The organism is Vibrio satsumensis, from assembly GCF_050337435.1.
Classification (GTDB): domain Bacteria; phylum Pseudomonadota; class Gammaproteobacteria; order Enterobacterales; family Vibrionaceae; genus Vibrio; species Vibrio satsumensis.
In genome coordinates this window covers 20546-31414 of record NZ_JAKJSX010000020.1, presented here as the reverse complement: position 1 = coordinate 31414, position 10869 = coordinate 20546, and the positions used below count along the sequence as shown (strand labels likewise).

General features: G+C 45.2%; 12 protein-coding genes. 3 read left to right on the top strand and 9 right to left on the bottom strand.

Translation table 11 applies throughout. The annotated features are described in order from the left end of the window. Positions 1 to 22 precede the first annotated feature (22 nt). The 9 genes from L4C44_RS21500 to L4C44_RS21460 form a co-directional block, all read right to left on the bottom strand. Positions 23 to 1570, bottom strand: a complete 1548-nt coding sequence (locus tag L4C44_RS21500) for an HAL/PAL/TAL family ammonia-lyase (RefSeq protein ID WP_372384559.1) — start codon at positions 1568 to 1570, stop codon at positions 23 to 25. Further along, the gene (locus L4C44_RS21495) at positions 1548 to 3353 is read right to left on the bottom strand and encodes a glycosyltransferase family 2 protein (protein WP_428805681.1); all 1806 of its coding nucleotides are present in this window, start codon (positions 3351 to 3353) and stop codon (positions 1548 to 1550) included. Before L4C44_RS21495 ends, L4C44_RS21500 begins: the two co-directional genes overlap by 23 nt. After that, positions 3346 to 3708, bottom strand: a complete 363-nt coding sequence (locus tag L4C44_RS21490) for an ApeI family dehydratase (protein ID WP_146492334.1) — start codon at positions 3706 to 3708, stop codon at positions 3346 to 3348. The genes L4C44_RS21495 and L4C44_RS21490 overlap by 8 nt, the downstream gene beginning before the upstream one ends. A gap of 88 nt (positions 3709 to 3796) precedes the next feature. Beyond that, positions 3797 to 5185, bottom strand: coding sequence for an AMP-binding protein (locus L4C44_RS21485; RefSeq protein ID WP_428805680.1), 1389 nt, complete (start codon positions 5183 to 5185; stop codon positions 3797 to 3799). Positions 5186 to 5191: 6 nt separating this feature from the next. Further along, positions 5192 to 5749, bottom strand: coding sequence for a COG4648 family protein (locus tag L4C44_RS21480; protein ID WP_146492332.1), 558 nt, complete (start codon positions 5747 to 5749; stop codon positions 5192 to 5194). Further along, entirely contained in the window at positions 5749 to 6006 is a 258-nt protein-coding gene (locus tag L4C44_RS21475; protein ID WP_004739745.1) for an acyl carrier protein, read from the bottom strand. The genes L4C44_RS21480 and L4C44_RS21475 overlap by 1 nt, the downstream gene beginning before the upstream one ends. 10 nt (positions 6007 to 6016) lie before the next feature. Beyond that, entirely contained in the window at positions 6017 to 6277 is a 261-nt protein-coding gene (locus tag L4C44_RS21470; RefSeq protein WP_004736154.1) for a phosphopantetheine-binding protein, read from the bottom strand. A gap of 105 nt (positions 6278 to 6382) precedes the next feature. After that, positions 6383 to 7153: a lysophospholipid acyltransferase family protein gene (locus tag L4C44_RS21465; RefSeq protein WP_146492331.1), complete on the bottom strand. Its 771-nt coding sequence runs from the start codon at positions 7151 to 7153 to the stop codon at positions 6383 to 6385. Continuing rightward, complete coding sequence (locus tag L4C44_RS21460) at positions 7153 to 7914, bottom strand: beta-ketoacyl synthase chain length factor (protein WP_372384556.1); 762 nt, start codon at positions 7912 to 7914, stop codon at positions 7153 to 7155. Before L4C44_RS21460 ends, L4C44_RS21465 begins: the two co-directional genes overlap by 1 nt. A gap of 72 nt (positions 7915 to 7986) precedes the next feature. Here L4C44_RS21460 and L4C44_RS21455 point away from each other — a divergent pair, with 72 nt between their 5' ends. Genes L4C44_RS21455 through L4C44_RS21445 form a run of 3 tightly spaced genes read left to right on the top strand, consistent with a single transcriptional unit; the run spans position 7987 to position 10746 of the window. After that, positions 7987 to 8376 carry a hypothetical protein gene (locus L4C44_RS21455; RefSeq protein WP_019824137.1) on the top strand — a complete coding sequence of 130 codons (390 nt, stop codon included), beginning with the start codon at positions 7987 to 7989 and terminating at the stop codon, positions 8374 to 8376. A gap of 29 nt (positions 8377 to 8405) precedes the next feature. Beyond that, the gene (locus L4C44_RS21450) at positions 8406 to 9479 is read left to right on the top strand and encodes a methyltransferase (RefSeq protein ID WP_146492329.1); all 1074 of its coding nucleotides are present in this window, start codon (positions 8406 to 8408) and stop codon (positions 9477 to 9479) included. 25 nt (positions 9480 to 9504) lie between these two features. Beyond that, a complete protein-coding gene (locus L4C44_RS21445; RefSeq protein WP_428805679.1) occupies positions 9505 to 10746 on the top strand; it encodes an NAD(P)/FAD-dependent oxidoreductase in 1242 nt (413 codons plus the stop codon). Positions 10747 to 10869 lie beyond the last annotated feature (123 nt).

Here is a 10869-nt window from a genome sequence, read left to right as displayed (position 1 = left end):
ATTGCGTAAAGGGTTAGCTACTCTATGAGTAAAGTGACCAGTGCTGACTTTGAATACGAGCAATGAAGTGGCGTAGATCGCCTTCAAGTGGTCGGTCTTCAACGATAAATTCAAATTCTTTAAGCACTTCGTCGCGAATATGCTTTAGGTTCTCACTCATGTGGTGCTCATCAAGCTCATTGTGGCGTTTACGAAGCTCAAGCGCTTGTGTACCCGCTAGAAGTGACGCTGCCGCCACTTGTTCGGTTAGCTCTAGAACGCGTAAACAGTCACGAGCTGCGATGGTGCCCATGCTGACTTTGTCTTGGTTGTGACACTCTGTTGAACGAGAGAACACGCTTGCTGGCATGGTGTGTTTCAATGCCTCTGCTGTCCAAGCTGAAACGCCAATCTGTACCGCCTTGAAGCCGTGGTTGATTGGCTTACGTTCGCCTTCAGCCCCCGTTAGGTTGAATGGCAAACCGTTGTTGAACTTGTAGTCCATCAGCTGAGCCATTTGACGGTCAAGCAGGTCAGCAAGGTTTGCTACGGCAGTTTTTAACGTATCCATCGCCATAGCGATATGACCACCGTAGAAGTGTCCACCGTGCAGCACGCGCTCGTTGTCACCGTCGATAATCGGGTTGTCGTTAGCACTGTTTAGTTCGTTCTCGATCATTTGGCGTAGCCAAGGTAGAGAGTCTTGAACCACACCAATCACATGCGGAGCACAACGCAGAGAGTAACGATCTTGTAGGCGGTCACTGTTACGTGGTGGACGGTCGGCTTGCAGGTCATCACGTAGCCATGCCGCAACTTGCTGCTGGCCTGGATGTGGTTTAACAGCAAATAGCGCTTCATCGAAGTGGAAGTCGTTGCCATGCATGCCGACAGATACCATTGCGGTGATCTTAGTTGATAGCTGAGCTAGGTATTCTGCGCGTTTGTAGGCGATACAAGCCAGTGCCGTCATCACTGATGTACCATTCATCAATGCTAAGCCTTCTTTTGGCTTGAGTTTGATAGGGTTAATGCCTAGCTCTTTGTAGACATCACTGGTTGGGCGAACTTCACCCTTGTAGATAACATCGCGCTCGCCGATCAGGGCTGCAGCTAAGTAAGAGAGAGGCGTCAAGTCGCCACTAGCACCAACAGAACCTTCTTGCGGAATACGCGGTGAAATATCTTGGTTGATCAGGGTAACGATTTGATTGAGCAGATCGTGAGTCACACCGGAGACACCTTGCGACAACGAACAAAGACGCGTTGCTAATACTGCACGAGCTTGCTCATGAGACAGTATTTCACCTAAGCCACAACCGTGGAAGCGCGTTAGATGCAATGGCAATTCATCAACAAGGTTTGGTGGAATTGCTACGGTACATGAATCTCCGTAACCCGTTGTCACGCCATAAATCACGCCTTCTTCTTTCAACAGGCGTTCTAAGAAAGCGACACCTCGGTCAATCTTAGATGTGAACTCGTTACTTGAGTTCATCGAGGCTTTTGCGCCCTGTGAAATAGCGACAACATCCTCAATCGTGAGGCATTCGGCACCAAAAGTGATGCTATTTGGATTCTTTTTCGTCATGGTGCTTGCTCAGTGTCCAAAAATTAAAAAAGTTGTACCACTGAAGCGGTGCTTGCAGTGTGTAGTGCTGAAGTCGGTTTGCGTATTTCTGCACGACTTGCTGTAAAGATTGTTCGCGAGTCTTTCTAGGTAATTCAATTTTGTCGCTAAAATGCTCGAAATAGACATTAAAGTGCGGCTTAGTTCGTGAGTCATCACGTAGGCCAAACAGTAAAAATACGGGTGCTTTTAGCACAGAGGCTAACATAAATGGACCTTGAGGGAAGGGTGCTTCCTTACCTAAGAACTCTGCCCATACCGAGCGGCTCTCTTTGCTGGTGGAGGTTCGATCGCCAACAATTACGATCCATTCTCCTTGCTCCAACTTCTGTTGTAATAAGATAGCCGTATCTGGTCCCATCGATGTCACTTGAATCAGGTTTAAATCAGACTGCGGGTTAACTGCTTTCATTACTGAATTAAAACGTTCAGCGTGCTCAGTGAAAACCAGAGCGTTGATTTTAATGTTCGAGTGTCGGCGGCCTAAAGCGCGACACAATTCGATGTTGCCTAGGTGAGAACCTAAAATCAGCACACCTTGCTTATTTTCCACCATGCTCTCAAATTGCTCTTGACCATGAATGGTCAGGTTATCGACCGAAAAGTCTCCTTTCCATGCCGCCAGCTTGTCTAACATAGTATGACCAAACGAGAGCAGATGGTTATAACTGTTTAATTCAGCGGGTAACTCTATATTTTGCTGTTCCGCATAGGCTTTTAATTGAAACAAGTATTGTTCAGAAGCGTTTCGCGCGCGCTTGCCTGTTAAGTGGTAGTAACGCATCACACCACGCAAAATCAGGTTAAATACACCGCGACCTAATAGGGTATAAACCGCCAACAGCAGTTTGATGCCGATTACGGTGCCGCGTTCTTGAGTGCGAGACCAATGGGGTTGTTCTGACTCGTTGTTGTTTGATCCAGTCGATGAATCTTGTTTTTGACCATCTTCAGCAGACGTTGATTTGAAATGGCGAGCAATCAGCTTGGGTGCTCTTGGCAGCATGCCGAAGAACAGTCGCGTGTGCATCCAACTGATTTTGACGTTATCCCACAACGCATCGAAATGAGAGATGCCGTTTTCAGGGTAGATAACCCGAGTTTCAACGAAGTCGATGTCACAACCTTCCCAATACAGGCGAACCAAAATCTCGATATCGAAGTCCATTCTCGAACCAACATCGTACTTATTCAACACTGTTTGAGTTTGGTGGACGGGATACGCTCTAAAGCCACACATGCTGTCTTTAATTGATAAAGAAAGGGTTTCTATCCATACCCAAATGTGTGTCGCGTAGCGCCCATAGAGCCTTGACTTGGGCACGCTGTCATCGTAGATAGGCTGACCTGATATCAAGCGCTGAGGTTTGTCTTGCGAAGTTTGGATTAATGCGGGTAGTGCTTCTAGGTCGTGTTGCCCATCAGCATCAATCTGGATGGCATGACTAAAGCCGAGCTCTTGCGCTCGCTTGATGCCAGCCTTTACTGCGCCGCCTTTGCCTTGATTCTGTTCAAGCGTCACCAAAGTCACGCGTGAGTTTTCCGCTAGAGGAGTCAGAAACTGTTTGGTCGCGAGCTCACTGCCATCGTCAACGATGATGATCGGCAACTCAAAATGATGGAGTGACGACACCACTTCAGGCATGGTTACGCCATGGTTAAAGCACGGGATAAGGAAGCAAGCATTATAGCTGCTTTCTTTTGTTTGGTGCTGAGAAGTAGCCTCGACGGGAGTGCTATTCACTTTTCTCTCCCAGCTTCATTTTGCCTGAAGAGTGGGTCTGTTCACCGCTGTTTGAGGTGTAACTGAAGCTCAGCTTATTTTTGTCAGCATCCCATTTGAGTGATAGCTGAATTGTAGCGTCAGGCAGGATAGGCTCTTGGAACTTGATGACTTCCATGCCTTTAAAGAAACCAGGGACGTTTAGCTCTTGGACAGCGTAATGAAGTGCCCAATCAATTTGCGTGACGCCCGGTAGAATTGGGAAGCTCTTGAAGTGTCCCTTAAAATCGGTGATATCTCCGCTAACATTAAGTGTCAGGGTCGATTCATTTTCTACAGTGTCTACCGCAATGACGGTTGGTTTTCTATTATCCATAGGGCGTGCTTAGAATCCTTGGGCAAATATTGGTTCTTTGACAAAAATATAAAAAGATAATCTCAGTGTAAAATACGATCAGCGGTTTCTATGATTTTATTAGCTGTTCTATGTGAGATGTTAATCGCTTACCTTGGCTATTGAGGGGAATCTCATCGACAACACGGTACTTTCTTGGGATAGCGATTGGCTCTAACCACTTTCTTAGCTCTGTGCGCAGCATCAGCCAGAATTTACCTTTACTCATAGTTGATAGAGTGGCTTGGCCTTCATCTGATAATACCAAAACCGACGCCAAGATTAAGCGTTCAGGCTCTTCAAATGGAATCACCACGCATTCACTTATCCAAGGCAGTTGCTCTAGTCGTTTTTCGACTTCAACCAGTGATACTCGTTTTTCTTCTATCTTGATCACTCGGTCGGTCCGGCCTTTCAATACAAATTGATTATCCGAGACCATTTCGCACTCATCGGCGGTTTGATACCAGTTGTTTTTGTCGATGTACGGCGACAATAACTTAATGCAATTCTCACTGTTGAGATTAGCCTCAATACAGTCAAAAAGCTGCCAAGGTGTTTGGGCACTCTCTTGTTGGCGAAATGCGATACCACCGGTTTCTGTGCTACCAAAGACTTCAATCGGTAAATGACCAAGCAGGCTTCGTGATTGGTGAGCAGACTCAGTCGGTAATGGGCCACCAGAAGAGAACACACCAGCAAGCTGTGCAGATTTTGTTTCGTGCTTTAATCGTTTGAGCAGAGCAGGGCTGCTGATCAGCACACAGTTTTTATTGGCGTGAGACAGAATCTGTTCAGGGTACTCAAGGTTGTTTCTTGCAAATGGAACGCCAGAACAGAGCGGCCATAAGATTCGAAACAACAAACCATAGATATGCTGGTGCGAGACCGTACTGTGAACTCGATTACCCCTGAGTAATTCGCCCCAGTTCTTATCTAGCTGAGCAGTTTCAATATCTAGGTGTTCTAATGTTTTATCTATCGCTTTGGGTGTGCCACTTGAACCTGAAGTAAACAGGGTCAATTGGATGGCTGCCAAATCCATGGTCGCGAGATTATCGATTAGAGGTTGCTTTGACGAGGTGCTTGAGTCCAATAAGGTTTGGATATTGCGAACGTCACTCACCTCAACTTCGCCAATCGAGTCATCAACTAGCAGGTAATCAAATTGTTCACTTAACTCAGCAAGCGCACATGGCTGGTAGTTGCCCGGTAAGATGATGTGTTTGTTGGCTGCTGCACTCGCCAAAAAGGCCACCGCAAATAGGTAGCTGTCTTGGGTACAAATCGCGACTCGTTGAAAAGGGGATAAAGACAAAAGTTGTACGAGTTGAGATAAGTTGTCGTTAAATGTTTGCCACGTAATCTCGCTGTTGTCGTCAAAGCAAACAATAGATTCAGGGGCTCTGTCCTGGCTGAGAAGCTCAGACAACGAGGTGTAAGATACGGTTTGGGTCATAACAATTTAACTCTGACGAATGCGCTGTCTTACTACCCACTCTCCTGCAAAGAGTAACCCTGCGAATAAATAGCTGAGTAAGCCATTGTATAGGGTCCATACTTCTAGCGGTTGGAAGCAGGTGTAAAGAGCAATAGAGCCATTGATAACAAAGAATAAACACCAAGCTTTGGTGACTTTTCGTGTGTAATCAACGCCACTTTGTGGAAGTTCAGGCTCTTGAAGGCGAGCAAGACGCTCGATAATCGTTTGTGGTTGCCAAAGGCTCGAAGCGAATACCACCAGCATACAAACGTTAACGATCACGGGGTAATAGGTTAGCCAGCCATGCTGCTTGAAGGTTAACCCTAATGCCAGCAGAACAATACCGGCACTTCCACTGATCCAAGCTAAGTGTTTTAGCTCTTTGATTTTAGCCTGACCGCCAGTGAAAATGCGGACAGCAAAGATAGCGGCCAAGGCAATTCCAACGGTTTGTAAGCCAAACTTGTTGAGCCCAAAGTAAACCGCTATTGGATAAGTAAAAAGTATGATTGCCGACAGTAAAGTCAGCAGAGGGCGCATTAGGCGTCCTTCAATAGTTCAACCACAGATTCGACAACGTCATTCACGGTGCGTACTGCTTTGAACTCTTCAGGTTTGATCTTCTTACCTGTTACGTTCTGTAGGTGAACGACCAAATCAACCGCATCAATGCTGTCTAGGTCTAGATCGAGATAAAGGTGTGCTTCAGGAGTAATATCTTCCGCATCAAGCTCGAACAGCTCAATAAGCGCATCTTTAACTTGGTTGTATACTTCTTGTTGGTTCGCTTGTGTCATAAAGATTTGTCTAGTTGTTCGTTTGAGAAGAGATGTAGTTCGCTAGATTTTCAACTGACGCAAAGTGCTGTCGAGTGTTTGAATCGTCGGCATCAATAACAATATTGTACTTTTTCTTGATAGCAAGGCCAAGCTCAAGGGCATCGATAGAATCTAGTCCAAGTCCATCACCAAATAGTGGAGCTTCCGTTTCAATCTCATCAATACTCATATCTTCAAGGTTCAATGCGTCGATGATTAGTTGTTTCAGTTCGTTGTGTAATGTTTCCACTTTGGCCTACTTAATGCTTTATTTGAATGCTGCTTTAAGGGGGCGATTCTACATTATATGAGGTATTTTCGAAATGCCGATATCGCCTGTTATGTTATTGATACGCTAAATGTTTTCTTCGGAAGGGAAAATTGTTTGTGCAAGATGATGATTAAGGCGCCTTGCTGCCGAAGTTAAATTATTTGAGCCTTCAATAAATGGTTCGACTTCTATTTTACCTTTCACCGCGACATGAAAAAAGGGCTTCGTCGCAGGAACTTGATACCATTTTTTCTCTTTCGTTAAGAATGTCGGAGAAACAGTAATATGGATCACGCGTAAATCGGTTTGTGTTCGAGTCGCGATTTGTGCCGCCCCACGCTGTAAGGATGGTTCAATTCCTGGCGTTGTGCGAGTTCCTTCGGGAAAAACAAGCAAGACATTACCGCGTGAGAAGCGCTCTTCACAGCGATCTAAAAGATCGTCAGGGGCTTGGTTGGGTATATAACCTGCTGCTTTGACAATCCTTTTCATAAAAGGGTTTTCCCAAATAGCGGCCTTAACGAGGCAATCACACTGAGGAAGTTGAGAGGCGATCAATACATAGTCAATCAAGCTAGGGTGATTGGCGACGATGATGCAGTTACGATCTTCACGTAATAGATCCGCACCATCAATTCGGTAATCAATTGCCCCGGTAAATTTCATGATCTGGCAAAAGGCGTTGAATGAGAAACGGATTAATCGCTGTGCTTTAAGCTCTCTTTTAATAGTATTGGGAGTCGTTAAAGCGATAGTCGGTAAGATTAAGAAGCTTAATATTAAGCCTCCGAGACCAAAGATGGTAAAGCAGAGCCCTGTAGCAAATACTCGCCAATATTGGTCGACTTTACTCATTATAGTGCCTCAGATCTTACGTTGTTTACCCACGACCATTGTTGCTGCTTGCCCGCAATAGTCCAGTTTGGTGTCTTCTGAAGAATATTATGCAGTGCTTTCAGAGCTTGTGGTAAGTCAGCAAGTGAGTCCTCAGCGTTCAACATTTTGGCATCTGTTACTCTAGATATAGAGTACTCACAACCAGCAGTAAGCACTATGCCCAGCGCATAATCAGCAAAGTTCTGTGTTTCGTACTCTTGGTAGAGTTCAGGCAGAGGTTGGTCGAAATCAACCACCAATACACGGTGTGACGGGTACTGGTGAAGGTAAAGATAGGCTTCAATCAGTGCGTTATGGAAAGTGTCTTGTCCTGCGGCAATTGAGGTCAGTGGAATAGGTGCTTTTGCGGCAATTGTTGTTAACCCCGCAGCTGTATTGTGTACTGACTGAGAAAAAGCCATTGGAGAGGCGTCGTCACCTTCTAATATTGATTGAATTAAAGTCGCGGTTCGGTGTAGCTCACCATGTCGGCTGGCAAACACTAGATAATCAATAGAGGTGTCTTTCAAAAGGGTTAATGCGGTTTGGACGGCCAATTTGCTTTGCATACTCATTCGGCGGCGCATCATTGGAGGGATGGCTTTAAATTCAGTTGAGCCATCTTGAGGCCAGTCTAAATTAGTGCTCCACGCTTGCCATTCTGCAACGGAATTGAGACCGGTCGAATTTGCAGACCATTTCTCAATATTAAACGACATTAATTGGGATTGATTTGACATAGAGTATTGATTTGCTTTGGCTCTAACTAAATACTATGCGTGCTTATAAACAAACACAGATAAGGAATTTAAATGAAATTACTAAAAATAGCCGTTTCAATGTTATTCATATTCGTTCTTGCTGGATGTGGACGTGTCCAACCTGTAATGAATGTTGAGGATACTCCAGTTGCACTGAATCTTCAAAGTAAACAGGTGAAATCAGCTATTTATGAGTCTGCTGAGAACCGAGGCTGGTTGGTTTCAGAAATAAAGCCTGGTTTGATCCGCGCTGAATTGTATGTTCGCTCGCACCATGCTGTGGTTGAAATTCCTTATAGTGATAAGTTTTACTCTATTCTTTACGTTGAGTCAGAGAATTTGAAGTACGACGATGGTGAAATACACCGTAATTACAATCGTTGGGTTAATAACTTAAACGTTGATATTAAACGTAAGCTTGCACAAATGGCAGCTGAGTAACCCTCTATTATTTAAAAGTTAGGTTTTTCGTGTCGGAATATAAATTAGATCCATTCAATGCATTAGAAGCAAAAACAGAAGCTCAAAAATTGTCTTTCGCTCCTATTGTTTTTCATACTGCTCGTACACTTCGTGATTTAGGTATTTTAAAAGCCTTAGATGATGCGGGCAACGAGGGTTTGCCAGCAGAGACGCTCTCTGAAATAACCGGTGTATCCGAGTACGGCGTGAAAGTTCTGCTCGATATGGCGTTAAGTGCCCATATTGTTACTTGGGACAAACCTAACTATAAAATGGCCAACCTTGGCTTTTACCTTCTGCACGATGGCATGACCAACGCGAACATGGATTTCACTGCTGATGTTTGCTACGCCGCGATGATGCATTTAACGGAAGCGATTGAAGAAGGTACACCTGCCGGCTTGAAAGAGTTGGGTGACTGGGAAACCATTTACCAAGGTTTGTCTCAATTGCCAGAAAAAGCAAAAGAGAGCTGGTTCAAGTTTGATCACTTCTATTCCGATCGTTCGTTCCCTGTTTTGCTTGAGAAAGTCTTTAGCAAGAAACCTAAATCACTAGTGGATATTGGCGGTAACACGGGTAAGTGGGCAATGCAGTGCTGCAACCACGACTCAGATGTTGAGATAACGATTGTCGACTTGCCACAGCAACTAGAAATGGCAATGACAAACGCGACACAACATGGCCATCAAGACCGAGTGACGCCATTCCCAGCCAACATGCTCGACAAACAACAAGCGTTGCCGACGGGTGCAGATGTGTGGTGGATGAGCCAGTTCCTTGATTGCTTCTCGCCAATGGAGATTCTGAGCATATTAAAGCGTGTTCGCTCTCATATGTCAGAAGAGGCAACAGTCTATATCCTTGAACTGTTTTGGGATGCACAGAAATACGATGCGGCTTCTTATAGCTTAAACGCGACTTCTCTTTACTTCACTTGTTTGGCCAACGGCAACAGTCGTTTTTACCGCAGTGAAGATTTCTTAGAGATCGTTGAAGAAGCTGGCTTTGAAGTGGTGGCCCGCACCGACGATATCGGTCTTGGTCATACACTGCTTGAATTGAAAGCTGGCGCGCAATAAAAAATAACAAACATGGCTTAAATTAATGAAAAAACTGTCAACTCAAGTAGTGATCATCGGATCTGGGCCATCTGGGTCTATTGCCGCGTCTTTGCTTCATAAAAAAGGCATCGATGTTCGAGTGATTGAAAAGAGCCTTTTCCCGCGCTTTTCTATTGGTGAAAGTCTATTACCTGCTTGTATGGAAGTGATTGAACAAGCTGGCATGAGCGAAGCGGTGGCTGACGCTAACTTCCAATTTAAAGATGGTGCCGCTTTTCGTAAAAATGGCGTGTACACCGCGTTTAATTTTGAAGATAAGTTCTCTGCTGGGCCGGGAACCACGTTTCAGGTTCAACGAGGCGCCTTTGATAAGGTGTTAGCAGACACTGCCGAGGCGCAAGGTGTTGCCATTGATTATCAACATGAGTTGACGGGCATTAACTTCACTGAAGACAGCACCATTTTAGACGTACAAGTGCTTGATGGAGAACGCTATCAGCTAGAAGCTCAATATGTGCTGGATGGCAGTGGCTTTGGTCGCGTGTTACCGAAGATGCTTGATTTGGAAGAGCCATCATCGCTTCCCCCACGCAAAGCTATTTTTACGCACATCAACGATCATATTTCAGCGACGGAGACAGACCTTGAATATGACCGCAACAAAATTCTTATCTCGGTGCACCCGACAAATCCTGACGTTTGGTATTGGTTGATCCCGTTTAGTAACGGAGTGTCTTCGTTTGGTGTCGTAGGAGAGCCGAAGTTCTTTGAATTATACCCACAAGACAAGATTGCTGCTCTTAAACAACTGGCAATGGAAGAGCCGGGTTTAGCTGAGACTCTGGTTAATGCAGAATACCCTAACCCTGCGGGTGAAATCGGTGGTTATTCAGCTAACGTGAAGCACCTTGCGACAGACAAATACGCATTGCTTGGTAATGCGGGTGAGTTCCTTGATCCTGTATTCTCATCGGGCGTGACGATTGCGATGAAGTCGGCTCAGTTTGCGGTTGAGTGTGTGGAAAAACAGCTTAACGGCGAAGAGGTCGATTGGGAGCGCGATTATGCCGATCCGTTGATGGTTGGCGTAAACACCTTTAGAACATATGTTGAGGGGTGGTACTCTGGTACGCTGCAGGATGTGATTTTTTATCAAAATCCAAACCCGAAGATTAAGCAGATGGTGTGCTCAATTTTGGCTGGCTACGCATGGGATCAAACCAACCCTTATGTGAAAGAGTCAAAGCGTCGATTGGCGACACTGGCTGAGATATGCCGAAACTAGGTAATCGACTTTGTATGTAGCAATACTCTAAATTGTCACGATGGTTCGTCATAAACTAAAAACAGCCGCAATGTGCGGCTGTTTTTGTATCTGAAAAATATGGGTGGTCAACTTAATCGGATT

Excerpts from the sequence above, each read along its gene's own strand:
- L4C44_RS21500 (WP_372384559.1), bottom strand. The coding sequence starts at position 1,570 with ATGACGAAAAAGAATCCAAATAGCATCACTTTTGGTGCCGAATGCCTC.
- L4C44_RS21490 (WP_146492334.1), bottom strand. The coding sequence starts at position 3,708 with ATGGATAATAGAAAACCAACCGTCATTGCGGTAGACACTGTAGAAAAT.
- L4C44_RS21445 (WP_428805679.1), top strand. The coding sequence starts at position 9,505 with ATGAAAAAACTGTCAACTCAAGTAGTGATCATCGGATCTGGGCCATCT.
- L4C44_RS21480 (WP_146492332.1), bottom strand. The coding sequence starts at position 5,749 with ATGCGCCCTCTGCTGACTTTACTGTCGGCAATCATACTTTTTACTTAT.
- L4C44_RS21460 (WP_372384556.1), bottom strand. The coding sequence starts at position 7,914 with ATGTCAAATCAATCCCAATTAATGTCGTTTAATATTGAGAAATGGTCT.
- L4C44_RS21485 (WP_428805680.1), bottom strand. The coding sequence starts at position 5,185 with ATGACCCAAACCGTATCTTACACCTCGTTGTCTGAGCTTCTCAGCCAG.
- L4C44_RS21475 (WP_004739745.1), bottom strand. The coding sequence starts at position 6,006 with ATGACACAAGCGAACCAACAAGAAGTATACAACCAAGTTAAAGATGCG.
- L4C44_RS21465 (WP_146492331.1), bottom strand. The coding sequence starts at position 7,153 with ATGAGTAAAGTCGACCAATATTGGCGAGTATTTGCTACAGGGCTCTGC.
- L4C44_RS21455 (WP_019824137.1), top strand. The coding sequence starts at position 7,987 with ATGAAATTACTAAAAATAGCCGTTTCAATGTTATTCATATTCGTTCTT.